Here is a 25,171-nt window from a genome sequence, read left to right as displayed (position 1 = left end):
CGCGGGAATATCCCCGCGGCTTTCGGATTAGCTTTCGTTTGGAGCAGTTGAAAAGCGCTTCTTGTTCATTTCTCTCTTTTTCAAAGAAACCCAGATTTGCGCAGCGATAAAGATCGAAGAGTAGGAACCACTGAGCAATCCGAAAATCAGGACGAGGGAGAAGTTGCGAATCCCTTCGCTTCCCAAGAACACAATCGCAACGGCTGTCGCCAAAACGGTAACTACGGTAAAGACAGAGCGGCGCATGGTCTGCCACAAGCTCACGTTTACCAGGTGTTCCAGGTCTTCAATTGTCTTGGTCTTCATCACGCGTTCATTTTCACGGATACGGTCAAAAATAACAATCGTATCGTTCAACGAATAACCAACGATCGTCAAAATCGCTGCGATAAAGGTCAAGTCAACCTCGAGTCGAAACACGGAAAACAACGCGATCGGGATAAATACGTCATGCAAGAGAGCAATCGCACACGCGACCCCGATCAAGAACTGGAAGCGGAAGGCTACGTAGATGGCAATCCCAAGTGCAGCGAACAAAATTGCCAGCCCCGCATTGCGTACCAATTCTTGTGCAATAATCGGATCAACTGTAGACTCTTGCTTGGTTACCTGATCACCATACTTAGCTATCAATGCCTGTTCAATCTCCGTCAGCTTTTCTGGCGGAATGGTTTCTTCAAAGCGTGTATAAGCCTGTTTTTCCCCATAGGCTGTCACATTCGTAAAATGCGTCTCCGGTAGCTTTTCCCGGACAATCGCATCAATATCAGTAGTCGAGAAGTCTTTCCCGATATACATATCCAGACGTGTACCTGCTTTAAAATCAACCCCGAGATTCAACCCAAAAGTGAACATGGACAGCAGGCCCAATGCAAGAATAATCCATGAAATCACAAAAAACTTCTTACGGTTTTTTACAATGTTGTACTTATCAGCATACTCTAGTGCTCTATAACTCACCAATTTCACTCTCCTTTACCCCGAACCAAGACGGCTTCTTGAATAGGTTCGTACGGATCAACAAGCCGAGGAGGAAGCGAGAGGCAAAAACGTTTGTAAAAATACTTACGATCGTTGTCAGCATCGAGATAATCGCAAAGCCTTGGATAGAGCTAGTCCCGAAGAAATACAATACCACAGCTGCGATCAAAGCCGTAACCTGCGCATCCAAAATGGTGACCAAGGAACGTCGTTCACCTGCACGGAATGCAGATAGAATCGTCTTACCGGAACGGATCTCTTCCTGAATACGTTCATAGGTAATAATATTCGCGTCCACGGCCATCCCGATTCCCAAAATGAAACCAGCAATCCCTGGCAGTGTAAGCGTCGCATCCATCCAATCCAAGAAGAGCAGGGAGAGATAGATGAAAGCTGCCAATGTAATATTCGCGACCAGACCTGGCAAACGATAAACCACCAGCATGAACAGGAAGATAAAGGCTCCACCGATATATCCTGCATACAAGGTTTTTTCCAAGGACATCGCACCAAGTGTAGCCCCTACAGATGTTACCTGTTTCTCAATCAGTTTGGCCGGCATTGCACCGGAGTTAAGTAAGTCAGCCAACTCTTGCGCCGATTCTTGCGTGTAGTTACCGGTAATTTGTGCACTACCACCGGAAATGACAGACTGAATCGTTGGGTTGGTCTGCATTGTATCATCTAGGAAGATTCCCATTGGTTTCCCAAGATTTGCACGAGTCACGTCTTCTAGAAGTTTTGGTTCTTTAAATTTGACGGTAACCAACGGTCTTTTCAGTTCGTCGTAACCGACTGCTGCTCCCCCTGGCGCCAAATCGCTACCTCTCATCAACGTCTTACCTTGTACGTCACGGAACGTAAGTACGGCTGGCTTGCCGATCAACTCGCGAAGCTTTTCCTGATCAGCATCATGGGAAGCAATCTTCACGCGGATTCGGTCCGGCAGCTCGACGTTTACCTCTGGTTCAGTAACGCCACCGATATTCACCCGTTTTTCAACCATTTGCGCTGTTGCAGCCAATAATGTTGTATCGACCTTTTGTCCTTCATTCAGGGGCTCTACCTGATACAAAATCTCAAAGCCACCCTTTAGATCCAATCCTAGTGTGATATTGCTTGCTACTTGTCCAGTCGTGGTAAACAAACCGCCCAACAAGCCTACCACAACTAGGAACAAAACAAGTCTGCTCCATTTAATCATGTAATACCCCTCTTTCCTAGCCGTGCCTCGTCGTCGACACGAAAACCAATATGCCCATTATAGCGAAGTAAGAAAAAACGTGTCAATTGATGCTGGAAAAGCGAACCATGGTAACCAACCCCTTATCTTGCATCGCGCGTTTTTACCTATACGATTTAGATAAGAAGAAGTTTCACTAAGAATTTTTGTACATTTGAATCATGAGGTAATTCATATACTTGTTTGGCTTCAAGGACAAAATGTCGTTGACAAGCTGGTGAATCGGCGGCATTTCTTTATAGCTGTTCGTGACGCATTCCCAAACGTCTTCAGGTGCCACGTTGTCGTACCCCAAGAGAGCAAATTCCTCTGCCTTACTTGCACAAAGACTTGCGACTTGCCCATACCATTCCTGTTTTTGCGCTTGGTCCATCCCAATTTCCCCCTCAAAGTAGTCATGCCGACAGCGGCACGTCCATATTCTTTACTGAGTGAATTTATCCTTGCAAAGGAGCCTTCCATGAAACAATCCTTCTTTTACGGAACGGTCATCCTCATTATTGCTGGTGGCATCACCAAAGTGTTTGGTTTTGCTCACAGGATCGTGTTGTCGCGCATTATCGGAGCGGAAGGAATGGGGCTTTATCAAATGGTTGTGCCCCTTTTATACTTTCTGATTACTGTGACGACATTCGGACTTCCGGTTGCCATTGCAAAGCAAGTGGCAGAGACGGAAGCGGCTAATAATCCGCGGCTGACTCGCCGATTTCTGTTACTAGCCTTGTCGGTCGCCGGCGGGATCAGCCTCTTCATCTGTGTCCTGCTCCTCTTGTTCTCTCAATGGATTTCTGGAATGCTATTTGCGGACCCTCGTGCACACATTGTTTTGCTCGCTGCCATTCCGGTCATCCCGATTTCCGGCATTTCTCTTGTCCTGCGAGGGTACTTCCAAGGCAAGCAAAACATGATCCCTACTGCGGTTTCTCAGCTTATAGAGCAGGTCGTCCGAATGGCATTGGTCGTTGTTATGACGATGTCGTTTCTTTCGGCAGGCATTGAGTACGCCACAGCAGGCGCTGTCGCCAGCATTATTTTTGGAGAAGCCGCCGGACTCTTGTACATTCTCTGGCAGTATCGCAAAGGCAGCAAAAAAGCAGCAGCTCAGCTTCTGGATAAGCCCCTTCTCATGACGGTTTCAGCAAGCAAAAAAAGCTTGTCGCAACTCATCCATGTCGCACTCCCTGTCACGCTTAGCCGTATCATCGGCTCCATCGCTTACGTGCTAGAGCCGATGCTCGTACCGTACGCACTCGTCATCGCAGGTTTTACCACCTCGACTGCTACTGGTTTGTACGGGCAGTTTGCTGGAATGGCCGTCCCTTTGTTACTTTTTCCCACTTTTTTAACGTATTCCTTGTCCGTTTCCCTCGTTCCTGCTGTGGCGGAAGCGGCCTATCAAAAAAATGCTCCACTCGTGCATCGCCGCATTTATCAAGCCATGCGGATTACACTCGTCATCGGAGCACCTTGTACCGTCTTGCTCACCATTTTTGCAGAACCATTATGTGTCCTGCTCTACGGCAATGAGTATCGGGAGGTTGGCGTGCTGCTAAAAGAGCTGGCACCGTTCTCCGTCTTCCTGTTTTTCCAAGCACCGCTTGCAGCCGCCTTGCAAGGCCTCGATTACGCTCAGGTCGTCTTTCGAAATACGCTGATCAGTGCCATCGTCAAAACTGTCGCCATGTTTTTTTTCACGGCACATCCAGCATTCGGCATTCACGGCGCTGTCATTGCTCTTAATATCGGCATTACACTTGGAACGTTATTGCATTTTGCCAGCCTGATCAAAAAAATTGGTTTTACGGTAGACCTTCGGGAATTTGGCAAAATCGCGGTCGCTATGCTACTCATGGGTTATTCCGGTTCCTACATTGCCAAGCACTGGTTTACAGACGTATCGATTGGACAGCTATTGACTGCAAGCACCTTCATTAGCACCCTGCTGTACTTTGTCCTGCTCGTCGCCATGCGCGTCTTGGGCAAGCAAGACGTGCGTCGCATTCCGTGGATCGGCGAACAACTCGCCGTGTTCTTCCCTCGCCGCTAGCGCTATTGCAGCGGCTTGTCTTTTTTGTCCAAATACATGATGCCACGTTCGTCAATGCTGCAAAAAGAAACCTCTCGAATGTCTTTGATTCCGTATTTCCGGATTTCTCGTTTCAGCCAAAGCTGGTTTTGTCCGATCTTGTTCAGTGCCTCCGTCCTCACCTTGCCATCGAGAATCAGTGGGATGGGCAGACCTTTATACGAGACAGGACCGACCTGTTGCTTTTTCATCAACGAGAGATCTTCCCTCGTAACCTTCTCTTTTTGCTCCTTTAAAAACACACTCATCTGTCCGGTTGGCTCCAACAACGCAAATTCAACATCGGCAATGTTTTTTACGTCTTTTTGCCGCAGATGTACCATCAAGTCATCCATGTTCAAGCGATTGCGACGCATCGCCTGCTCCCTGATTTGCCCATTTTCTATAATCAAATCGGCAGAGCCGTCCACAGTATCGCGGAATTTCTTGCTCTTCAATGACACATAAGCGAAAGCGACTTCCAATAAGGCAATCAACAGCATCGGCAAGTAAAACCGAAGGGCGGGCTTATCGACATCCTCAATCGCCAGTGCAGCCATTTCTGCAAGCATGATCGAGATGACTACATCAAAAACGGACAGCTTTCCCAATTCCCGCTTTCCCATCAACCGCACTAAGATCAAGAGGAAAAAATACGAGAAAAGGGTGCGAAGTAACACCATTGTAAGATTATCCACTTTCGCTGCCCCCCAAAGAACATTTGATACTAGTGTTCAACAGGGGGCAGGGAAAGTATTAGCACCAATTACAGCCACTTTCGCTTGCGGAAAATGTGGAGCATGGCAAACGTCATGGCTAGCATAATCACGAGTGCCACGATCAGCATATACGGTTCGGCTTCTTCACCCAGCCATGCAAAAGTATTCATCCCGAATAGTCCGGTGATAAATGTCAACGGAAGGATGATCGTAGAGATGATCGTAAGAACCCGCATCGTCTCCGTTGTTTTGGCGCTAATGATGGTGTAGTACGTATCCAACGCACCGTTAACCAGATCACGGAAGGTTTCCGTCGAATCCGAAATCCGCTCCAAGTGGTCTGTTAGGTCGGTGTAGAACGGAACGTTTTCCTCGGAAATATCGAAGGAGTAGCGGCCGTTGACGTTCGCGAAAATTCTTTTTTGTGGCATGATCACACGCCTGATTAAAATAATCGTTCGCTTCAACGCCAGGAACTCTTCGGTAATTTCCTCCATCTGATGTTCATAAATCTCGTCCTCCAGCTCGTCAATCCGCACACTAATCCGATCAATAATGGGAAAATATTCATCGGTAATCCCGTCTACAATGGCATACAGCAAATAGTCAGGACCTCTGTTTAAGTAAGAAATGTTGCGGTGACACATGGCAGCGATCCGACCGATGGTATTCATCGGGGACTTGTGGATCGTCACGATGTAGTTAGGGCCGAGAAAAACGTTCAGTTCTACCGTTGTGATCTCGTCATCGCTTTCTTCATTGTAACGCAGGGCGTGAAAAACGAAGAAATAGTAGTCATCGTACTTGTCTACCTTGGCACGTGGACTGACGTGCAGGCAGTCCTCAATTGCCAACGGGTGAAAGTCGAAAATCTTGGCAATATAGGGCAGTTCATTGTTTCCCACATCATACAGATCGATCCAGAGAAGATCCTCTGGTGATTTCAGCCATTGATCCTTCGTTGCCAGATCAACGTCGTGAAACATCTTCTGTTCAGAGTGGTTATAAAAGTACGTTTTGATCAATCTTCCTCACCCCCGTCTCGTTCCCCATCCATCATACGAAAATTCCTATCAATGTTCAACGCGAAGATGAATACGTGAGCCAAGCCTCTCATATAGATGTACAAACACTTCCAATAAGGGGGTACATACCGTGCGAAGTGCATCCACCTCTGTACTGACAGGTCTATTGTATACGACATGTCTTGTTTTAATTGGAGCGTTACTCGCGACCTTGCTCCTTAGCTTCACCTCGATACGGGAAGGCACGCTGCCCTATTTTACGTACGTGATCAATGCCATCGCCCTCTTGATCGGGGGATTCGTTACTGGACGTCGTTGTGGCGGCAGGGGCTGGTACTATGGCGGACTTACCGGACTCACTTACTTCCTTTTCATCCTCTTGATCGGCTTCCTCGGCTTTGACGCCCCGATGCAATGGGGGACCTTCCTGTTCTTGTTCGGCGCTTTTGGAGTGGCTGCGTTAGGTGGGATTCTCGGCGTGAATTCGGCCAATTCCAACAACAAACATAAAGGTAGTAAACCTAAAGTTATCAAGCCTCGCCGCTAAAACAAGACAGAAAAAAGCAGGTGGATCACCCACCTGCTTTTCGCATGTATTATTTGGATTCTTCTTTTGCTTCCTCGATCTTTGCTGGTTCACTCTTTGCAGGTTCGTTGCTGGAAGAAACTACGCTGTTGATCGCACCACGATCGAACGTAACGTTTACGTTGTGAGCAATACGCAAAGTGATAGTATCATCAGACAGGTCTTGGATCGTTCCATGCACTCCACCGATTGTTACGATCTTGTCGCCTTTTTTCAGAGCACCAAGCATAGCGTTGCGTTGTTTTGCCTTCTTTTGTTGCGGACGAATCAGCAAGAAGTAAAAAATCGCAAACATGATGATAATCGGTAAAAACTGAGTCAAGCCTTCCATGAAAAAAATCCCCCTCGATTAAAAAGATCTATCTTCACCCAATCCATATTGAGCGAAAAACTGGTCGCGGAAATCTTGCAAGCGGTCTTCGGCAATCGCCTGACGCACCTGTTCCATTAACTTCACCAAGAAGTGCAGGTTATGGTAGGTAGTTAATCGGATTCCAAAGGTTTCCTCCGACTTGACCAGGTGTCGGATGTAAGCACGTGTGTAATTTTTGCAGGTGTAGCAATCGCAATTTGGATCAAGTGGGGTAAAGTCGCGCGCGTATTTTGCGTTGCGGATGACCAGTCTTCCCTGGCTTGTCATGCATGTCCCATTGCGGGCAATTCTTGTCGGCAACACACAATCAAACATGTCGATGCCGCGGATCGCTCCCTCGATAAGAGCATCTGGCGAACCAACCCCCATCAAATAGCGGGCTTTGCTTGTCGGAAGCAGTGGAACGGTATGCTCCAGCACTTCGTACATCAAAGGAAACGGTTCTCCCACGCTCAAACCGCCGATGGCGTATCCTGGGAAATCCATGGAAACGAGATCGCGTGCACTTTGTGCCCGTAAATCGTTGAACATACCACCCTGAACGATTCCAAACAACGCTTGTTCGTTTGGACGAGTATGCGCCTTCAAACAACGCTCTGCCCAGCGGGTTGTTCGCTCCATTGATTTTTTTACGTAATCGTACTCCGCAGGATAAGGAGCACACTCATCGAATGCCATGAAAATATCAGCACCCAACGCGTTTTGAATCTGTGTAGCCTCTTCAGGACCAATAAACAGCTTTTCGCCGTTTAGGTGGGAACGGAAGGATACTCCTTCCTCCGTGATCTTGCGGAGGTTACTAAGGCTAAACACTTGAAAACCGCCGGAATCAGTCAGAATCGCACGGTCCCAATTCATAAAGCCGTGCAGTCCGCCTGCCTCCCGAACAATTTCATGCCCTGGACGTAGAAACAAATGGTAGGTATTACTGAGGATGATGCCCGCGCCAATCGCTTTTAACTCCTCGGGGCTCATCGTCTTTACTGTCGCTTGTGTACCGACAGGCATAAAGACAGGGGTGTCAATCGTCCCATGAGGGGTATGTAGCTTACCGAGACGTGCACCAGTTTGTTTGCATGTTTTGATTAACTCGTAGCGTACAGCCAAATCTTTGCACTCCTCAAGCTATGTATGTAAGTCTTACCTATTATAGAAAAACTTCTGGATGAAGTAAACCCACCTGACTAATAAGTATACACTTATACAGGTGGGTTGTTCACATTTTTATAAAATTAACATCGCATCGCCAAAACTGAAGAAGCGATATTCCTCTTCCACAGCCGTCTTGTAGGTACGCATCACATTCTCTTTCCCAGCCAAAGCACTGACTAACATGACAAGCGTAGACTTCGGCAAATGGAAGTTTGTCAGGAGCCCGTCCAGGATGGAAAACGTGTAGCCCGGGTAAATGAAAATATCCGTCCAACCAGAGGTTGCGACCAGCTTTCCTCCATTCGCGCGTCCTACTGTCTCCAATGTGCGGCATGATGTCGTCCCGACAGCGATTACTCTTCTACCTTCTGCTTTTGCCTGGTTCACCAGCTCTGCTGTTTCCTCAGGAATCTCATAGTACTCCGCGTGCATGACATGTTCTTCTACGGAATCCGCTGATACAGGGCGAAAAGTCCCAAGTCCCACATGCAGTGTCACGTAAGCAAGCTGTACGCCTTTTGCAGCGATTTGCTCCAAGTATGGCTTCGTGAAGTGGAGGCCGGCTGTCGGAGCTGCTGCTGAACCGCGCTCCTTCGCATAGACTGTCTGGTAACGCTCACTGTCCTCCAATTGTGCGTGAATATACGGAGGCAAAGGCATCGAGCCCAATTGGTCGAGTATCTCATAAAAAATTCCCTCGTACAAAAAGCGCACGATTCGTCCACCCGTCTCGGTCACGTCTTCACAAACACAACGCAATAAACCGTTACCAAAAACCACTTCTGTCCCCGGCTTCATCCGCTTCCCGGGCTTCACCAGCGTCTCCCAGCGATCGTCACCAAGTGATTTCAACAAAAGGATTTCTATTTTCGCACCAGTGTCAGCCTTCTCTCCAATCAGTCTGGCAGGTAAAACGCGGCTGTCATTCATGACGAGTACGTCCCCTGCTTGGAGATGATCGATTAAATTGGTAAATTGCTGGTGAACGATATTGCCTGTTTGTTTCTCTAACACGAGCAATCTCGATGAAGTTCGGTCTTCTAGCGGGTGCTGGGCAATCAAATGCTCCGGCAAATCAAAATCAAATTGTTGCACGTCCACGAAATCGTTGCTCCTTTTTGCGGTAGATCTTGTGGCAAACGACTTACTTTTCGATTGTCACATCCTGGTAGTAGTGTTGCAAGATATCTTTGTAGTCATACCCTTCCTCTGCCATTGCACGAGCTCCGTATTGCGAAACACCAAGTCCGTGCCCAAAGCCAGTGCCTCGGAAGATGAATTGCGAGCCATTGACCATTTCTACTTCAAACTTCGTGCTGCGCAGAGGGGAGCCACCTTGTTGAAAAACTGAACGGAAAGCATCAGGTGAAGAAACGACGATCGACTTCCCGTTTGCTTCCATCGCGATCACACGTCCAGATGGACCGCGTTCTGTCACTTTCAGGCTCGTTACGTTTCCTGAAATGCGCGGAGCTTTGTTCTTGTCATGCGCGGCATTGATCATAGCTGCAACCTCTGTAGAGGTAAACGGACCGCGCGTCCACGAATACGCATTTTCTTCTTTTACTTCTGAGAGGATCGTTACTTCTGCACCAGTAGGGAGTACGGACAACACACGATGCGTCGTTGTACTTGGACCTGAGCGCAAATTGGTATTCTCGGTCGAAATGACCGCGATTCTTTTTCCCTCTGAATTGCTCTGGCCTGTTTCAGTTACCAGATCATTTCTTACATAGCCAAGCGTTCCATCTGCTAAAGCTACGCGGTACCATACGCTCGCATTGTCCATTGGATAGGTGTCTTTACTCTCGACAGATCGCAAATAAGGAACTGGATTGCCCCATACTTCTGTGCCGTCAGCAGTCATGCCGCCAGCATTGGAATAGAAAAGTGACTCGGCTGGTTTGCCTTGGTAGTAAATGATTTCGCCTTCTGTCTCGTCGACGGCCTTCCGTACATCATCAGACTCTTTTGTATAGCCATAGTACGCCTGTTCGAAAACCGTGTCTGATACATTGGCAACTCCATACTTATTGCCTTGCCACACAGCACGAGTTCTCGACAGGACTGCCTGTGTTTTCAATGCTTCCATCGGCCAGCCCGGAGCCATTTCAGAGCCAACGACTCCATACAGATACTCTTCCATAGGAAGCTCATTTACTAGCGTCAAGTGACCATTGTATTCCGATAGCTCCATCTCACCGCGATAGGTGCGCTGCTCTCGCTCCACAACGCCAATCACCGATTCATCGCCTGCTTTATTCGCTTCGACAGTCAGCTTTACTTGAGGAGAAAATACATACTTCCAAATCACTTCGTCCGGTGATCCGTATACATCCTGCTTCAATATAACATAAGATTGACTGTCTGGCTCCTGATAGGAGAAGGAAGGAAATGCGGCGTTTGCTCTTCGTTTCAATTCTTTCACAGCTTCTGGACTAACCTCGTCGCCGATCCATACCGCATATTTGACTTTATCCCCATCTGATACCATCACGGGATAAGCAGGAATACCTGCTGCTTCAAATGACGCTTGGAATTGTTCAGCTTCCTCTAGGCTTTTGAATTTACCCGCTTCGAGTCGATGTGGACCTTTTACCAGCGGATTCTGCCCGATTGCTTGGGCAACCGTTTTTGCCTGATTGGCAGCAGCCTGATACGTGTCATACGTCCCGCTTACGACCTGATAGACGTTCTGACCGTTGCGCTTTGCCACCTGGATGGAGCCCTCGTATTTTCGTTGGCTCATTTGCTGTGCAATCTGCTGTGCGCGATTCCAGTCACCTGTTTCGGCAACGATCAAATGATATTCATCAACCCGGTAACGAGTTGCATCTCCCTTTAATTCGGGTAAATCTGTCTTGCCTTCGGGTCCGTTGAGTACGACTTCCATTCCATTTTCAGCCGTCAGCGTAACGGAAGGAACTACTCCCCGATAGCCTTGTCCTGTATCCACAAATAGCGCAACTCTAATATTGTCGCCGGCTGCCTGCGCTGGTACTTGTCCTCCTACGAGAACTACTGATAGCAGGCCCACCGAAAGGACTTTCCCCATCCATTTCTTTCTCATGTCGTCCATTGTCCTTTCTCCACCTGATTTTCAACAAAAATTGGCATGTCTTCCCATGTTTTTCGACAATCGCAAGCTGATCTCCTGCCTTTTTCGTAAAATGGGACCAAACGCCCGCACGCAAAAAAACCACCGGAACGATGAGCTCCGATGGCCTTCACACTTGCCTATTTAAACAGCCGGAATACATACATGCCAAGAGACAAAACGATGCTAATCACAATACAAGTCACAATCGGAAAGTAGAACTTGACGTTTTCCTTTTCTACCACGATATCTCCCGGCAAACGCCCCAGCGGCAAAAATCTGCCTCCTACCTGCCACAAAAGACCAATTACGATTAAAGCAGCACCACCAATAATAAGTAGCTTGGCTACAGGATTCACGATTTCATCTCCCGACCAAAGTGTTGGTACGCACTCGGGGTAAGAACCCGCCCCCGCGGCGTCCGCTGCATAAAGCCAATCTGCATGAGGTATGGTTCGCAAACATCTTCCACCGTTTGTGACTCTTCTCCGATGGTTGCTGCGATCGTATCCAGTCCAACCGGACCACCGTCAAAGCGATCAATAATCGCTAGCAATAGTTTGTGGTCGATATGATCCAGACCGCAGGCATCCACTTGCAATCTTTCCAGCGCTTCTTTGGCAATCTCTGTCGTAATGACGCCTTCGCCTTTTACTTGGGCAAAATCGCGAACTCGCTTCAGCAGACGGTTTGATACTCGGGGTGTTCCCCGTGAACGCCTGGCAATCTCCTCTGCTCCGCCTTCTCGAATGACAACCTGAAGGATGTCGGCTGCCCGTGAAACGATGAAGGTCAGTTCCGGGACTGTATAAAACTCCAGGCGATTTACAACCCCAAAGCGATCTCTAAGCGGTGCGGACAGCATGCCAGCCCGCGTCGTAGCCCCGACCAGTGTAAATGGCGGCAAATCCAAACGAACACTGCGAGCGCTTGGCCCTTTACCGATAATGATGTCCAGCGCAAAATCCTCCATAGCCGGATACAAAACTTCCTCGACACTTCGGTTGAGCCTGTGAATCTCGTCAATAAACAGGACGTCGCCTTCTTGCAAATTCGTCAAAATCGCGGCTAAATCACCGGGGCGCTCAATTGCCGGACCGGACGTCGTTCGGATATTCACACCCAGCTCATTTGCAATAATTTGCGACAAAGTCGTCTTCCCTAGTCCAGGCGGACCGTACAGCAGTACGTGATCCAATGACTCTTTCCGCATCTTGGCCGCTTCAATAAAGATTTTCAAGTTTTCCTTCACATGCTGCTGACCGATGTATTCGTTTAAATAACGAGGACGGAGGCTCAGCTCCGCCGCATCTTCTTCCCAATTCATATGCGTCGTGATGATCCGAGAATCCAAAATCCTACCCCCTCATGAGCAACGCAAGCCCTTGTTTGATGAGCTTTTCTACACCATCGCCCTCTTTTGATTTCTCAGACAGCGCGTTTCTGATTTTTTGCAGTTCACCATCAGAGTAACCCAGTGCGGTCAATGCATCGAGTGCTTCGTTCAGTGCAGACACGGCTTGCTCGCCTGCTGTCAAATCACCCGCTGCAATAGTCAAAATCGCAGATGGTGTGTACCCTACCAATTTATCCTTCAAATCGAGGATAATGCGCTGGGCAGTCTTTTTCCCAATCCCCGGAAATTTCGTCAAATAGGTAACATTCTCCTGTTGAACCGCCATCACCAGTTGCTCAGGCGTCGCCGCTGCCAGAATCGCCAATCCGCCCTTTGGACCGATTCCGCTAACATCAAGCAGCTTGCGGAACAAATCGCGTTCGTCACGGGTAGCGAAGCCATACAACAGGATGGCATCTTCCCGCACATGGTGGTGGGTAAACAATTTGGTTTTGCTGCCTTCATATCGAACGAATTGGTACGGATTTGGACAGAACAGTCGATAACCAATTCCACCGGTTTCGATAACTATGTATTCCGAATCGAGATAACTAAGTGTACCTTCTACAAAATCAATCATTTCTTGACCCCTTCCGAAATGGAAATGAACGCGCGAAACTGTGCGTGCGTAATAGCAATGCCCAATGCGTCCGCCACGTCGTCAGGCTTTGGTACTTCTTTTAACCGCAATAGGAGCTTCGTCATTTCCTGTATTTGCTTCTTCTCTGCTCCCCCGTATCCAGTCACGGCTTGCTTGACCTGCATCGGGGTATATTCATAGACCGGCACACCAGCCAGCTCTGCCGCAAGTATAATAACCCCTCGCGCTTGACCAACTGTAAAGGCCGTCGTCACGTTTTTATTAAAGAAAAGCTTTTCGACGGACATTTCATCGGGACGATATGTTTCCAGAAGGCTCTGCATTGCCTCAAAAATCTGTTTCAATCTAAGTGGCACTGGCAATCCTGCTTCTGTCTGAATGCTTCCGTATTGGACGGGACGCAATTGGCTGCCCTCTTTATCCACAACCCCGAAGCCAACGATCGCAATGCCAGGGTCAATTCCTAATATGCGCATAGTCCACTCTCCGTGAGCAAAGATTCTACTCTCTACTGTAACACAAAGCACAAAAAAAGCGAACGTGCATTTCCATATAAAAACCCGCTCCTTCTTATAAGGAACGGGTTATACGGCGTCTGTTAGTGTTTGTTCATTCCGAGTGACTCCGACACATCATGCTGCATGTGGGCATAGTCGTCTACGCCACTCTGCATGTGCTCTTTGATCTTATTGATCTGTTGGTAATTGAGCTTGTTGTGCCCCTGATTCAACTGAACGTACAAACGCTGATGGAACTGGTCTTTGTAGCTACCTCTAGGCATGGTAGACATAGTCTAAAGACTCCTCCTTCGATCACCGTATGAAATCAGTATGGCGTAAGCGCAATGGCGTTATGATACCAAGATTTACGCTACATGAGCCAGACATCTTATTGAAACGATAAGCAGTGGAGGTGTTGGTTGTTGCGAAGCAAAGTCCTTATTTTTTGTATATGCTTTTTCGTAATCGCACTGTCAATGCCGTACTCTGTGTTTGCCAAAGTCAAGAATAACATCTCGGTCACCGTTTCGGTGTCACCCGAGTCCTCCTTCCAAACGACCATGTCCTTCCGTGATCAAAAGCAATTTACGAAGCGGCTATTGGGTTCTACTACCGAAGTCGCCTCTTACAACCCTCACTGGATACGCGCTACATTGACTGTAAAAAAACGAACGTATGTATATGATCACGATGGCCAGCTTTATGAGAAAAAAATGCCTCGTCGTTATATATTGGCAAACGATGTTCGCCAGCGGATTGAAGAAATGGTCAAGTCCGTTGAAGCTATCCATTTTGCACAAGCCATTCCCTGGGAACAGGTGAAAAAAACGTTGAAACGGATGGAATTCGGTACCGTCATTGATTTAGAGACGGGACAACGATTTGATGTCCAACGCCGAGCAGGTAGTCGCCATGCTGATGTTCAACCTTTGACACGCAAGGATACACAAATCATGAAGAACATTTATCAAGGAAAATGGTCGTGGAAGCGCAGAGCCATTCTGGTAGAGGTAGACGGTACTTATTTTGCAGCATCCATGCACGGAATGCCGCATGGCGCTGGTGCGATTAAAGGAAATGAATTCCCGGGGCATTTTTGCATCCACTTTTTCGGCAGCTCCACCCATCGACGAACAGAGCCAGATCCAAGTCACAGCATGATGATTCTCAAAGCCTCCGGAGCACTTGCGACTACAATAAAAGGGGCGTCTCCTGAAGAACTCGTCGGCTATTTCCTCACCGCTCTGCATGAGCACGACACCCATGCTATGCGAATGACAACCGACGGATTCTCACTTCCTGAAGGGCTGACCGCGATCGAATCTGTGCGATCGTCAGAAATCGTCATCCCGTCAGACGAACGCGGTCCCTTCTTGATAGAGGTTCCTGTTCGGCTCTCATACATCGCCCGGGAAGGCGGGAATTTTCGACAGACATGGACGTTTCTTTTGCACCGGGAAGTGCCGGGGGAACGTTGGCGAATCATTGCGGTTGAACTAAATCCTTAGCAATGGAATCAAAAATCCCTTTCCAGTCCCATACGTGCTTGTTACACGAAAGGCTCGAAAGGGATTTCTTTTGGTTCACCCGTTTTCATTGGCCACTCCATTGGTATTCGCCATAGGTGGACAACACACTGTTATACTCTGCCAAATTCCGAATGCGAATCCCCCGTTTCAGATTCTCCCATTCCTCTTTTGGCAGACTCGCTTCCATTTTCGCAGTATCGATTCGATAAAACGTTTGCACGACATCCTGTTCAGCAGGCAGACCATGAAAGAGAGTAAGCATACCATCCGCAGCTATTCCGATATGTCCATTCTCCTTGCACGCTGGCGCTATATCCTGCTCGCGTTTCATCAAGATCATCTTGACAGGTTCTGCTTGTACAATTTCCCATCCATGATAGTTACCCATGACGTCTGCCAGTTGCTCGGTATGAACAGACACATGTTCTTCATCTCGCACCCCACACAAATAGTGGCGAGTTAAAACCAGTTCGTACGAATTACCTGCTACTACATCCGCTTTGCCTGTATAGTTTAGGAAACGGGCAAGGACCGAATCATTTCCGTCCTTTCCTACTAACAGGATACCGACTACAACGCCCGTGGCTAATGCTGCACCCCATGTCGCATAGACCATCCATGCTTTCTTCTCATTCACATTGAACCCCTTCTTTATATAGGCTTTTCTTCCTATCATTGCCACAAAGAAAAATGGACATACACGACTAATGGGGGATTGATCTTATATTTTTTTATTTTTGTCAATACAAAAAATTAATATACTATTTCATCTAGCTATCTATCCAGGGTCTGAATCTAATGATAAACTATTTTTGCTTGGCATTATTGTAAACTTATGGAGGTCATTTCAAACATGAAAAAAACGAACAAAAAAATGCTGACTGCTTTTCTCCTCAGCACTTCTTTGGTTGTTGGCGCACTCTCTTTTCCTCTTACTCCTGTAAGCGCGCAAACAGGTTCTGTCCTCAAGCTCCGCCTGTTGGAAACGACAGATATCCACACCAACATCGTTAACTATGACTACTATCAAGACAAAAACACAGACGAGTTTGGCCTAGCAAAAACAGCCACATTGGTCAAAAAAGCAAGAGAAGAAGTGAAAAACAGCATCCTGATTGACAACGGTGACTTGTTGCAAGGAAACCCATTGGGCGACTACGTAGCAAAAATTGACCCGTTGAAAGCTGGAGATACTCACCCTGCTTACAAAGCAATGAACCTGATGGACTATGATGTTGCCAATATCGGTAACCACGAGTTCAACTTTGGTTTGGAGTTCTTGGACACCAGCTTGAAGGGTGCGAAATTCCCTTACATAAACTCCAACGTCTATGTAGACGACAAGGACAAAAACCCGAACAATGACAAAAACATGTACACTCCTTACGAAATTCTGGAGCGTACTTTTAAAGATGAGAACGGCAAAGATGTAAAACTCAAAGTAGGCGTAATCGGTTTTGTTCCGCCACAAATTATGCAATGGGACAAGGCTAACCTGGAAGGAAAAGTAATCGCGAAGGACATCGTGGAAACCGCCAATAAATTCGTACCTGAAATGAAGAAAAAAGGTGCGGACATCATCATCGCGGTTCCTCACTCCGGAATTGGCCCGATCGAGGGTGGTCCTCAATTGGAGAACGCTAGCTACCAACTGAGTAAAGTAGATGGTATCGACGCGATCCTGTTCGGACATTCCCACTCAGTATTCCCTGGTCCTGGATTCGATAAAATTCCAGGCGTTGATGCAGAAAAAGGAACGATCAACGGTAAACCAGCCGTTATGCCTGGCTTCTGGGGTAACCACCTCGGCGTGATCGACCTGACGCTGAAACAAGAAAAAGGCAAATGGACAGTGGCTGAGTCCGCTACAAAAGTAGTTCCGATCTATGACAAAGCGAACAAAGCATCCTTGGCTGATGCAGACAAAGCTATCGTAGATGCAGTAAAAGAAGATCACGATAAAACAGTTGAATGGGTTCGTTCTGCTGTAGGGAAAACATCTTCCCCGATCTTCAGCTACTTCGCACTTGTACAAGATGACCCATCTATCCAAATCGTAACCAATGCACAAAAATGGTTCGTTGAGAAAAACGTGAAGGGTACAGAATACGAAGGCATTCCAGTTCTGTCTGCTGGTGCACCATTTAAAGCAGGCGGCCGTAACGGAGTAAGCTACTACTCCAATATCCCAGCTGGTACAATCGCCATCAAAAACGTATCTGACCTGTACATCTACCCGAACACATTGAAAGCAGTTTTGGTCGATGGAGCTACGGTGAAAGAATGGTTGGAACGCTCCGCTGGACAGTTCAACCAAATCGATACGAAGAAAACTGATGAGCAGCCACTCATCAACGAGTCTTTCCCAACGTACAACTTTGATGTAATTGACGGTGTTACTTATCAAATCGATGTTACACAGCCATCCAAATACGCTGTAGATGGAAAAGTAGCAAACAAAGATGCAAACCGGGTGAAAAACCTGTCTTATAACGGCAAACCAGTAAAACCTGAAGACAAATTCATCGTTGTAACCAACAACTACCGTGCAAGCGGCGGCGGTGCGTTCCCAGGTCTGGATGGCAAAAACATCATAATCGATTCTCCAGATGAAAACCGTCAAATCGTAATCGACTACATCCTGAACCAAAAAAATATCGACCCAGCAGCAGACAACAACTGGTCTTTTGCTCCAGTAGATGCGAAGCTGAATGTTACATTCACTTCTTCTCCTGACGCAAAACCATTTGCTGAAAAATTGTCCCATATCAAGTTCATCAACGTATTGGAATCTGGGTTTGCGAAATTCTCTATTGATCTGTCTAAGCCTGCTTCCAAGTAAGCTTGTCGACAACACAAACATCCCTCTTTCGAGAGGGATGTTTTGTTTTATCCGACTATCCGACAAAATGGTATTGACCCCACGGAGAGCGCTGGAAAATTCGTTCTCCATCGTTTAAAAAGCGTTGGCGATTCGCCATCAATTTGCCTTCCATTTGGATCAGTTGCATGACGCCCTTCATGTGGTATCCTGGACGCTGACTATACAAGCCCGTTACCTCCCGCAAGAAATTATCCGGATAGCGAAGCAATTGATGAACAGCCCAAATCTGGGTATCAGATAAATAGTTGACGTTACTATAGGCTTCCATCGCTTCCACAAAGGAATCCATGCGGTACTCTTGCATCAATAGCATCCGCGACATCAATTGCACGAGGTCAACAAGCTGAAGATCATGACCTACTGTATCAAGGTCAATCAAATAGCAATTGCCTCGCTCCGTAAGCAAAAAGTTATGACTCGCCACGTCTCTATGCGCGAGTGTCCCCTTCTCCATGGCTAAAAACATTTCTGGCGTCAAAGGCAGCTTGTAGGCAGATTGCAGCAGCTCCTTGCCATCTCGAAGAACGTGATCTGCCTGGTGCGAAATGAGTTGCTCCAGTTTTGTCTGGGGTCCTTTTTGTTCCACCGACCACATCAACCGCTCAAAGTATTCCAAGCGGCTCTCCCATTTATCTAAAAGAGCCGGTTTTCCTTCATACGCATACGTATGAGCAATAGGAAAACCTTGAGCTGCAACATGAAAACGTGCTAATGTTTCCGCTGTTTTTTTGACATCGAAAAGAGAAGCGTTATCTGCTTCATGCCCATCAATCATTTTCATGATGGTGTAATAACGGTCTTCAAATGCAAAAATTTTGGACCCTTCCTGACTCGCCACATACTGCACGGTATGATGAAAGCCCTTTTCATGCAGTGCATCCGCTAACTCTGTCACCCACACAGCTTTTTCGACCTGCTTATATCCTTTGAGTATCCAGTGGCCCCGGTCTGTTTTTAACAGGTTGACGTTTCGCTTCGGCTTCGCCCCATAAATTTGACAGCGAAAAGCCTTTTCAATGGTGGATAAGATTCCCTTGTTCATCCCATACCCTCTCAGTAAGAAGAGGATTCTTCATGCCCATCTCCCCAGTTCGGCCAAACCCCTTGTTCAGGCATGGAAGCCATACACGGGGAAGGTGGGAACATCATGTTATTGTGAATCCCCTGTGGAGAACGATTGTACTTGCCTTTTCGTCCTCTGTACTCCGAGACTTCAGAAGAACACTCACATGATGATGACTCCACTGGTTCCGGGCACACAGGCTTCTTCGCTCGTGGCCGCTTTAATGGCATGGGCGGAAATGGTGGTGGGCATGGATAAGGAAACGGCATCGGTCTAATCGGTGGTGGGCAAGGCGGAAATGGATTGATTGGTCGAAATTGTTCTGGACTCACAATCGGTCGATTTGGTACAAACGGGCTAAACCACGGTGGGCAAGGCGGAAATGGCGGGAATGGTGGCATGAACGTCGGTGGGAACGGCGGGAATGGACGCACCTGTGGCATTGGCCTGCGCTGTTGCTCTGGACTTACCCTCGTCGATGGCTTCAGCTTCTGTTGCGGGCTCACTTTTGAAGGTGGCTTGAGCTGCTGTTGTGGACTCACCTTTGAAGGCGGCTTGAGCTGCTGTTGTGGACTCACCTTTGAAGGCGGCTTCTGCGGACGTAACGGACTCACCCTTGGGGGTGGATAGTTTGGCTGCATCGGTTGCACTGGACTTACCCGTGGCGGTGGATAGTTCGGCTGCATCGGTTGCAACGGACTTACCCGTGGGGGCGGATAGTTCGGCTGCATCGGTTGCAACGGACTTACCCGTGGCGGTGGATAGTTTGGTTGCATCGGTTGCAATGGACTTACCCGCGGCGGTGGATAGTTTGGTTGCATCGGTTGCAATGGACTTACCCGTGGCGGCGGATAATTCGGCTGTGGGCAAGGAGGGCATCCATATGCTGGCGGTCGTGTAGGCTGTAATGGCAAGACCTGTGTAGGTGGTCTATATGGAATGCTGGGCACATTTGGATTCGGTGGAATTGCTGGTGGATAAATATACGGACTCACTCCGGTTGGAGGTGGAGTCGGCATGAGTGGACGTATAGGAACAGGTGGAACCGGAGGCAGCACATTTGGCTTCCCTGAAATGTTCGGTGGTTTATACGGTGTTGGCTTCTCAATCGGTTTTTCGATTGGTTTTTCGATCGGCTCCGTTGGTTTTGGAATAGGCTGTGTTGGTGGTGGAGGTGGTAATGTTGGTGGTGCCGTTGGCCTGACTACCTCTGGTGAAACAGAAGGGACTGGTGGTCTTGGCATTTCTTTGGGAGGTCTAGGCATCTCCTTGGGTGGCCTCGTAGGAATGGGAGCCGGCGGTAGAGTAGGTCTGGTCTCCTCCGTGGACTCGATTTGTACCTCTCCTGATTCTTCCGGCTCAATTGGACGCCTTTCGATTTGTTGCGGTACCTCCATCTCTTCCTCTTCCGTAATCGGTCTTTCTTTCACATAAGGGGCCGCCTCACTCATTGGATGGGGGGGCGTCGTTCTTTGCGATGGTCGGACAGGAACTTGTTTCGCCGGAATCTTGATTCTCGCTCCAGGATAAATTGTATCGGGAGTTTTTAATTGACTATTAAGGCGTAACAGTTCTTTGTAATCGACGCCATATTTTTTGGCGATCTTCCACATCGTATCGCCTTTTTGGACGATGTGTATTCTCAATGTTTTTCTCCTCCCTTGCACCAAACTCCCTAACATCGTATGCAGTCATGGGCGTTTTGCTCCTTGACGCCACTCCTTTGTTGGGAAGGAGCAGAAAAAGAAAAAACCAATCCCTCTAGGAATTGGTCTGATGCATATAAAATGGATACGTCCCGAGCTGACGAACTTGACAACCAATGGCTTCAATCTCCGCAAACGCTCCTGGCAACAAGACGTCGTCCATCTTCTGTTCAATGTCGATAACAAAATAATAGCTTCCGAGTGCTCTTTTCGTCGGACGTGATTCGATGCGAGACAAGTTGACCTTTCTCCAAGCAAAAGCAGCCAGTACTTGATACAATGCTCCCGGAAAATCTTCTGGCAGCGTGACTAGTATCGTCGTCTTTTCCTTGCGGGAAACCGGTAGATCCAGACTTTCCTGACCGACGAGAACAAAGCGCGTGTAGTTATTCGAATAATCTTGAATTTGTTCACGCGCAAACTCCAAAGGATAAATCTCTACATTCAATCGAGTACCAACAGCAGCCCACGGCTCTTCTGGATGCTCACTCACCATTTTTGCGGCCAATGCCGTACTGTTTACCGTTTCGATCGCTGCTTCTGGCAAATTCTCACGCAAAAAGTTATGACTTTGTGCAATCGCTTGAGGATGTGACAGCACTCTCGTAATCGCTGACAATGGCAATGGTTGCTCTCTTTTTGCCACCAGCAGGTTTTGCGTAATAGGCAGTGCGAGTTCCGCCAAAATAGGCAAATCTACTTCGTGAATGAGCCAATCCAGTGTAGAATTGACTGTACCTTCAATGGAGTTTTCCATCGGTACGACACCGTATGCCACTTCCTTTTTGGAAACAGCGTTTAGTACTTCAATAATACTTGGGTACGGAACGAAAGACAGCTTTTGTCCGAGCGACAATATCCGCCCTGCTTCTTCGGTAAACGTTCCACGCGGTCCTAGAAAAGCAAGTTTCTTCTCCATGGCTACTCCTATCCACTATGGTCTATCTCTGATGGATTTCTACCTGTACGCCATTTTCGTCCGGTTGCAAGATCATCACGCGGTACGAGATGTCGTGCCCTTTCATCACTCTGTCCACAAATGCACGCAGCTTCTCTAATTCTTCATCCGAAGAGAAAAAGCAGAGGATCGTTGGTCCAGCGCCGCTTAAAGCAGCTCCCAGTGCCCCGTGTTCAGTCGCTTTGTCCAGGATTTCGTTCAAGCCAGGCACAAGCTTTGCTCGATACGGCTGATGCAACCGATCCGACATTGCCCGTCCCATCAGGTCTAGTCTGCCTTGTGCCAGTGCAGCAACTAGCAAACTACTATGACCCACATTATATACAACATCCTCTCTGCTGTACACCTGTGGCAAGACGTTCCGCGCTTTTTCTGTCGCGAGCATGAATTCTGGGATCACGACGAGTGTTTGCAATCCCGCAGGAGCGGAAAACCGCACATAAGGAATGGGGTCTCCTTCTACTTCAGGCATCGTCGCAACAATGATACCGCCAAACATCGAAGCACCCGCATTATCCGGATGCCCTTCCAGACGCGTTGCCTTTTCAAACAGTTGCTCACGAGTAAATGGTTCGCCAGCGAGATGATTCGCTGCTACGAGTGCACCTACAATCGCAGCAGCACTACTCCCCAAGCCCCTCGTCAGAGGAGCGTCACTGGAAGCACGGATCGCGAGCTCAGGAATGGCGAGACCTGCTTCCTGAAACACTCTCGCCGCAACCTTGTACAGAAGATTGTTTTTGTCAGTCGGTGTTCCTTGTAGCTCCTTGCCCATCATCTCTACTGTCGTATGATCACTGATTTCCATTTCTACGACAGAATACAACTGGAAAGCCATTCCCAGCGCATCGAATCCCGGTCCCAGATTCGCTGTCGTTGCCGGTATGGTTACTTTTACACGTTGCCCATTCATGATACAAATTCTCTCCCACTTTGACGAACCAGCTCCATAACAGCTTCATGTGTCGCTGGAACAGAGCGTGGCTCTTCCCCTACCAGCTTCAAAGCGATATTTGGATCTTTTAGTCCGTTTCCAGTCAGCACGCATACGATCTGGCTGCCGGGTTGAAGCTTTCCAGCCTTATGCAGCTTGATAATGCCAGCCAACGATGCTGCCGAAGCAGGCTCACAAAACACACCTTCACTCTTCGCAAGTAAATGATAGGCATGCAAAATTTCTTCGTCCGTCACGCTATCGACGAGACCGCTTGATTTCGAAATGGCATTCAAGGCGCCATCCTTGCTCGCCGGGTTGCCAATGCGAATAGCTGTCGCAATCGTTTCAGGGTTGGCTACTGGTTCGCCATGAACTAACGGAGCTGCTCCCGCTGCCTGGAATCCGTACATCTTAGGCAAGCGACTCGATTTTTTGGCTGCGAAATATTCCTCGAAGCCCTTCCAATATGCTGTAATGTTACCTGCATTGCCAACTGGAATGGCCAAAATGTCAGGTGCGTCCGTCAGCGCATCGCACACTTCAAATGCCGCGGTCTTTTGTCCCTCAATTCGGTAAGGGTTCACGGAATTCACCAGTGTAATTGGCTCTTTCGCCGTGATTTCGCGAACGATATCCAGCGCTTCATCAAAATTACCGTCAATCGCGATGACTTCTGCACCATAGGCGATAGCCTGCGCCAGCTTACCCAGTGCGATATTGCCGTTCGGGATCAGAACGATGCAACGCAATCCTGAGCGTGCCGCATACGCCGCTGCTGCTGCTGATGTATTCCCCGTCGAAGCGCACATGATCGTACTGCTTCCCTCTTCTACCGCTTTGACTACAGCCATGACCATGCCTCTATCTTTGAAAGAGCCGGTCGGATTGAGTCCCTCATACTTGACGTACAGCTCCACCCCCAATTGTTTGGATAGGTTCGGGGCATGGATCAGGGGAGTATTTCCTTCATGCAAGCTAACCAGCGGAGTTTTTTCTGTGATCGGGAGAAATTCCCGGTAGCGTGCAAGGATGCCAGACTGTCGATCAGATGCCATTATTTGTCTCCCCCTTCTACACGGTAGCAGCTCTGCACAGTTGATACGATATCCATCTGCTCCATATAAGCCAGTACCGCATCCATATCACTTTTTGAGGACAGGTGTGTAATCATGATAATCTCCGCCTCACCGTTGTTAAACGGTTGCTGGATGACCTGCTCAAGGGAAATATTTTTATCTGCCAATAGCTGAGTAATTTGAGCAAGAACACCGCGTTTATCCGCAACGACGATGCGCAGGAAGTATTTCGAGAATTTTTCGCTGTCTTCTTTCAATACTTTTTCTTTGTATGGAGCAACCATTCCGCGTCCATTCACTCCTAGCTTTCTGTTTTTGACGACAGTGACGAGGTCTGACACAACGGCGGTAGCAGTCGGCAATTCACCTGCGCCCGGCCCGTAAAACATGGTCTCCCCTACCGCTTCCCCATGTACGTACACGGCATTAAAGACGCCATTTACGGAAGCGAGTGGATGAGATTTTGGAACCAGAGTCGGCTGCACACTTACCTCAATCGCCTCTTCGTCACGGCGAGCCAGTCCGAGCAGCTTGATTTCATAGCCCAGTTGTTTGCCATAGGCGATATCTTCCTTGCTCACGGAACTGATCCCTTTTACGTCCACATCTTCGAGCTTCATCGGTACACGGAAGCCCAGGGTTGCCAGAATGGCCATTTTGCGGGCGGCATCAAAGCCTTCTACATCGGAGGTAGGGTCCTGCTCCGCATAGCCCAGTGCTTGCGCTTCTTTCAATACCTCGCTATATTCTGCGCCCTCTTGACTCATTTTGGTCATGATGTAATTGGTCGTCCCGTTGACGATCCCCATCATTTTCGCGATGCGGTCTGAGGAGAACCCTTCTACTAACGCGCGCAAGATCGGTATGCCACCTGCCACGCTTGCCTCGTAGAAGACGTCACAGCCCTTTTCTTGCGCCTTCTCTAAAATTTCGGCCCCGTGCAACGCCATCAGATCCTTGTTGGCAGTTACTACGTGCTTGCCCCGTTCGAGTGCACCCAAAATGTATTCCTTTGCAGGGTGAATTCCACCAATTACTTCTACGATGACTTCAATTTCCGGATCATCCAAAAGACTAGCAGGGTCAGTGGTCAGCGCACCCACCATGGATGAAATATTCCGAGATTTTTCCGCATCCTGAACAAGAATACGGGAAATCTCAATACTGAGGCCGGTTTGCTTTTGCAAATCCTCTTGATGTGCTTGAATAATGCGGACGACACCAGTCCCGACTGTCCCAAATCCCATTAATCCCAATTTAATGCTCTGCTTCTCCATGTC

The 25,171-nt window shown here is 48.2% G+C and carries 26 protein-coding genes and 1 pseudogene; 5 read left to right on the top strand and 22 right to left on the bottom strand.

Annotated elements, in window-relative coordinates; translation table 11 throughout:
- Positions 1-27: 27 nt before the first annotated feature.
- The 3 genes from secF to ASG16_RS19045 all read right to left on the bottom strand — a co-directional run bounded on the left by secF (position 28) and on the right by ASG16_RS19045 (position 2,597).
- Positions 28-960 carry a protein translocase subunit SecF gene (secF, locus tag ASG16_RS19055; protein ID WP_048032142.1) on the bottom strand — a complete coding sequence of 311 codons (933 nt, stop codon included), beginning with the start codon at positions 958-960 and terminating at the stop codon, positions 28-30.
- Positions 950-2,185 (bottom strand): protein translocase subunit SecD, encoded by a 1,236-nt coding sequence (gene secD / locus ASG16_RS19050; RefSeq protein WP_048032141.1) that lies wholly within the window; start codon positions 2,183-2,185, stop codon positions 950-952. The genes secF and secD overlap by 11 nt, the downstream gene beginning before the upstream one ends.
- A 175-nt stretch (positions 2,186-2,360) precedes the next feature.
- Entirely contained in the window at positions 2,361-2,597 is a 237-nt protein-coding gene (locus ASG16_RS19045; protein ID WP_048032140.1) for a post-transcriptional regulator, read from the bottom strand.
- An 87-nt stretch (positions 2,598-2,684) separates the two neighbouring features.
- On the opposite strand from ASG16_RS19045, the gene spoVB reads away from it, so the two are divergent.
- On the top strand, positions 2,685-4,271 hold the full coding sequence (spoVB, locus tag ASG16_RS19040; RefSeq protein ID WP_048032139.1) for a stage V sporulation protein B: 1,587 nt from the start codon (positions 2,685-2,687) through the stop codon (positions 4,269-4,271).
- A 2-nt stretch (positions 4,272-4,273) separates the two neighbouring features.
- Here the strand turns inward: spoVB and ASG16_RS19035 are convergent, their stop codons facing one another.
- On the bottom strand, positions 4,274-4,987 hold the full coding sequence (locus tag ASG16_RS19035) for a DUF421 domain-containing protein (RefSeq protein ID WP_056497507.1): 714 nt from the start codon (positions 4,985-4,987) through the stop codon (positions 4,274-4,276).
- 68 nt (positions 4,988-5,055) lie between these two features.
- Positions 5,056-6,033: a magnesium/cobalt transporter CorA gene (gene corA / locus ASG16_RS19030; protein ID WP_007717563.1), complete on the bottom strand. Its 978-nt coding sequence runs from the start codon at positions 6,031-6,033 to the stop codon at positions 5,056-5,058.
- 130 nt (positions 6,034-6,163) lie between these two features.
- Here corA and ASG16_RS19025 point away from each other — a divergent pair, with 130 nt between their 5' ends.
- A complete protein-coding gene (locus ASG16_RS19025) occupies positions 6,164-6,580 on the top strand; it encodes a TIGR04086 family membrane protein (protein WP_056497510.1) in 417 nt (138 codons plus the stop codon).
- A gap of 49 nt (positions 6,581-6,629) precedes the next feature.
- On the opposite strand, the gene yajC is transcribed toward ASG16_RS19025, so the two are convergent.
- The 9 genes from yajC to ASG16_RS18980 form a co-directional block, all read right to left on the bottom strand.
- The gene (gene yajC, locus ASG16_RS19020) at positions 6,630-6,950 is read right to left on the bottom strand and encodes a preprotein translocase subunit YajC (RefSeq protein ID WP_048032136.1); all 321 of its coding nucleotides are present in this window, start codon (positions 6,948-6,950) and stop codon (positions 6,630-6,632) included.
- Positions 6,951-6,968: 18 nt separating this feature from the next.
- The gene (tgt, locus tag ASG16_RS19015; protein ID WP_012685587.1) at positions 6,969-8,099 is read right to left on the bottom strand and encodes a tRNA guanosine(34) transglycosylase Tgt; all 1,131 of its coding nucleotides are present in this window, start codon (positions 8,097-8,099) and stop codon (positions 6,969-6,971) included.
- 117 nt (positions 8,100-8,216) lie between these two features.
- Positions 8,217-9,245 (bottom strand): tRNA preQ1(34) S-adenosylmethionine ribosyltransferase-isomerase QueA, encoded by a 1,029-nt coding sequence (queA, locus tag ASG16_RS19010; protein WP_056497513.1) that lies wholly within the window; start codon positions 9,243-9,245, stop codon positions 8,217-8,219.
- Positions 9,246-9,288: 43 nt separating this feature from the next.
- Positions 9,289-11,223: a SpoIID/LytB domain-containing protein gene (locus ASG16_RS19005; RefSeq protein ID WP_056497515.1), complete on the bottom strand. Its 1,935-nt coding sequence runs from the start codon at positions 11,221-11,223 to the stop codon at positions 9,289-9,291.
- Between the two features lie 158 nt (positions 11,224-11,381).
- Entirely contained in the window at positions 11,382-11,600 is a 219-nt protein-coding gene (locus ASG16_RS19000; protein WP_056497517.1) for a DUF2905 domain-containing protein, read from the bottom strand.
- Complete coding sequence (gene ruvB / locus ASG16_RS18995; protein WP_048032132.1) at positions 11,597-12,595, bottom strand: Holliday junction branch migration DNA helicase RuvB; 999 nt, start codon at positions 12,593-12,595, stop codon at positions 11,597-11,599. Before ruvB ends, ASG16_RS19000 begins: the two co-directional genes overlap by 4 nt.
- Positions 12,596-12,599: 4 nt before the next feature.
- Positions 12,600-13,217, bottom strand: coding sequence for a Holliday junction branch migration protein RuvA (gene ruvA / locus ASG16_RS18990; RefSeq protein WP_056497520.1), 618 nt, complete (start codon positions 13,215-13,217; stop codon positions 12,600-12,602).
- Positions 13,214-13,714, bottom strand: a complete 501-nt coding sequence (gene ruvC, locus ASG16_RS18985; RefSeq protein ID WP_012685580.1) for a crossover junction endodeoxyribonuclease RuvC — start codon at positions 13,712-13,714, stop codon at positions 13,214-13,216. Before ruvC ends, ruvA begins: the two co-directional genes overlap by 4 nt.
- A gap of 122 nt (positions 13,715-13,836) precedes the next feature.
- The gene (locus ASG16_RS18980; protein ID WP_048032130.1) at positions 13,837-14,028 is read right to left on the bottom strand and encodes a hypothetical protein; all 192 of its coding nucleotides are present in this window, start codon (positions 14,026-14,028) and stop codon (positions 13,837-13,839) included.
- Positions 14,029-14,160: 132 nt separating this feature from the next.
- Between ASG16_RS18980 and ASG16_RS18975 the strand changes: the two genes are divergently transcribed.
- On the top strand, positions 14,161-15,246 hold the full coding sequence (locus ASG16_RS18975; RefSeq protein ID WP_241970794.1) for a hypothetical protein: 1,086 nt from the start codon (positions 14,161-14,163) through the stop codon (positions 15,244-15,246).
- Positions 15,247-15,331: 85 nt separating this feature from the next.
- Here the strand turns inward: ASG16_RS18975 and ASG16_RS18970 are convergent, their stop codons facing one another.
- Positions 15,332-15,904 carry a BofC C-terminal domain-containing protein gene (locus ASG16_RS18970; RefSeq protein WP_056497526.1) on the bottom strand — a complete coding sequence of 191 codons (573 nt, stop codon included), beginning with the start codon at positions 15,902-15,904 and terminating at the stop codon, positions 15,332-15,334.
- A gap of 216 nt (positions 15,905-16,120) precedes the next feature.
- Here ASG16_RS18970 and ASG16_RS18965 point away from each other — a divergent pair, with 216 nt between their 5' ends.
- Positions 16,121-18,109 (top strand): bifunctional 2',3'-cyclic-nucleotide 2'-phosphodiesterase/3'-nucleotidase, encoded by a 1,989-nt coding sequence (locus tag ASG16_RS18965; protein WP_056497528.1) that lies wholly within the window; start codon positions 16,121-16,123, stop codon positions 18,107-18,109.
- Positions 18,110-18,164: 55 nt separating this feature from the next.
- Here the strand turns inward: ASG16_RS18965 and ASG16_RS18960 are convergent, their stop codons facing one another.
- Positions 18,165-19,193, bottom strand: a complete 1,029-nt coding sequence (locus ASG16_RS18960) for a YutH/CotS family kinase-like spore coat protein (RefSeq protein ID WP_056497531.1) — start codon at positions 19,191-19,193, stop codon at positions 18,165-18,167.
- A gap of 378 nt (positions 19,194-19,571) precedes the next feature.
- Positions 19,572-20,084 (bottom strand): hypothetical protein, encoded by a 513-nt coding sequence (locus tag ASG16_RS31280; RefSeq protein WP_056497534.1) that lies wholly within the window; start codon positions 20,082-20,084, stop codon positions 19,572-19,574.
- 147 nt (positions 20,085-20,231) lie between these two features.
- Here ASG16_RS31280 and ASG16_RS31275 point away from each other — a divergent pair, with 147 nt between their 5' ends.
- A complete protein-coding gene (locus tag ASG16_RS31275; RefSeq protein ID WP_056497537.1) occupies positions 20,232-20,648 on the top strand; it encodes a hypothetical protein in 417 nt (138 codons plus the stop codon).
- 125 nt (positions 20,649-20,773) lie between these two features.
- On the opposite strand, the pseudogene ASG16_RS31270 reads toward ASG16_RS31275, so the two are convergent.
- The 5 genes and pseudogenes from ASG16_RS31270 to ASG16_RS18935 form a co-directional block, all read right to left on the bottom strand.
- Positions 20,774-20,827: pseudogene (locus ASG16_RS31270) on the bottom strand (LysM peptidoglycan-binding domain-containing protein); the annotation flags it as partial.
- A 148-nt stretch (positions 20,828-20,975) separates the two neighbouring features.
- Positions 20,976-21,839, bottom strand: a complete 864-nt coding sequence (gene pheA / locus ASG16_RS18950) for a prephenate dehydratase (RefSeq protein ID WP_056497538.1) — start codon at positions 21,837-21,839, stop codon at positions 20,976-20,978.
- Between the two features lie 22 nt (positions 21,840-21,861).
- Positions 21,862-22,791: a homoserine kinase gene (gene thrB, locus ASG16_RS18945; protein WP_056497542.1), complete on the bottom strand. Its 930-nt coding sequence runs from the start codon at positions 22,789-22,791 to the stop codon at positions 21,862-21,864.
- Positions 22,788-23,870: a threonine synthase gene (gene thrC, locus ASG16_RS18940; RefSeq protein ID WP_056497545.1), complete on the bottom strand. Its 1,083-nt coding sequence runs from the start codon at positions 23,868-23,870 to the stop codon at positions 22,788-22,790. The genes thrB and thrC overlap by 4 nt, the downstream gene beginning before the upstream one ends.
- Positions 23,870-25,168: a homoserine dehydrogenase gene (locus ASG16_RS18935; RefSeq protein ID WP_048032119.1), complete on the bottom strand. Its 1,299-nt coding sequence runs from the start codon at positions 25,166-25,168 to the stop codon at positions 23,870-23,872. The genes thrC and ASG16_RS18935 overlap by 1 nt, the downstream gene beginning before the upstream one ends.
- Positions 25,169-25,171 lie beyond the last annotated feature (3 nt).

Source organism: Brevibacillus sp. Leaf182 (genome assembly GCF_001423865.2).
GTDB classification, from domain to species: domain Bacteria; phylum Bacillota; class Bacilli; order Brevibacillales; family Brevibacillaceae; genus Brevibacillus; species Brevibacillus brevis_C.
Note: the sequence above shows the minus strand (reverse complement) of the source record. Positions and strands in the feature narration are given on the sequence as shown.

Excerpts from the sequence above, each read along its gene's own strand:
- spoVB (WP_048032139.1), top strand. The coding sequence starts at position 2,685 with ATGAAACAATCCTTCTTTTACGGAACGGTCATCCTCATTATTGCTGGT.
- ASG16_RS18960 (WP_056497531.1), bottom strand. The coding sequence starts at position 19,193 with ATGAACAAGGGAATCTTATCCACCATTGAAAAGGCTTTTCGCTGTCAA.
- ASG16_RS19005 (WP_056497515.1), bottom strand. The coding sequence starts at position 11,223 with ATGGACGACATGAGAAAGAAATGGATGGGGAAAGTCCTTTCGGTGGGC.
- yajC (WP_048032136.1), bottom strand. The coding sequence starts at position 6,950 with ATGGAAGGCTTGACTCAGTTTTTACCGATTATCATCATGTTTGCGATT.
- ASG16_RS18935 (WP_048032119.1), bottom strand. The coding sequence starts at position 25,168 with ATGGAGAAGCAGAGCATTAAATTGGGATTAATGGGATTTGGGACAGTC.
- ruvC (WP_012685580.1), bottom strand. The coding sequence starts at position 13,714 with ATGCGCATATTAGGAATTGACCCTGGCATTGCGATCGTTGGCTTCGGG.
- ASG16_RS18980 (WP_048032130.1), bottom strand. The coding sequence starts at position 14,028 with ATGTCTACCATGCCTAGAGGTAGCTACAAAGACCAGTTCCATCAGCGT.
- ASG16_RS31275 (WP_056497537.1), top strand. The coding sequence starts at position 20,232 with ATGAGTGGACGTATAGGAACAGGTGGAACCGGAGGCAGCACATTTGGC.
- secD (WP_048032141.1), bottom strand. The coding sequence starts at position 2,185 with ATGATTAAATGGAGCAGACTTGTTTTGTTCCTAGTTGTGGTAGGCTTG.
- ASG16_RS19045 (WP_048032140.1), bottom strand. The coding sequence starts at position 2,597 with ATGGACCAAGCGCAAAAACAGGAATGGTATGGGCAAGTCGCAAGTCTT.
- thrB (WP_056497542.1), bottom strand. The coding sequence starts at position 22,791 with ATGAATGGGCAACGTGTAAAAGTAACCATACCGGCAACGACAGCGAAT.
- ASG16_RS18965 (WP_056497528.1), top strand. The coding sequence starts at position 16,121 with ATGAAAAAAACGAACAAAAAAATGCTGACTGCTTTTCTCCTCAGCACT.
- thrC (WP_056497545.1), bottom strand. The coding sequence starts at position 23,870 with ATGGCATCTGATCGACAGTCTGGCATCCTTGCACGCTACCGGGAATTT.
- pheA (WP_056497538.1), bottom strand. The coding sequence starts at position 21,839 with ATGGAGAAGAAACTTGCTTTTCTAGGACCGCGTGGAACGTTTACCGAA.
- ruvA (WP_056497520.1), bottom strand. The coding sequence starts at position 13,217 with ATGATTGATTTTGTAGAAGGTACACTTAGTTATCTCGATTCGGAATAC.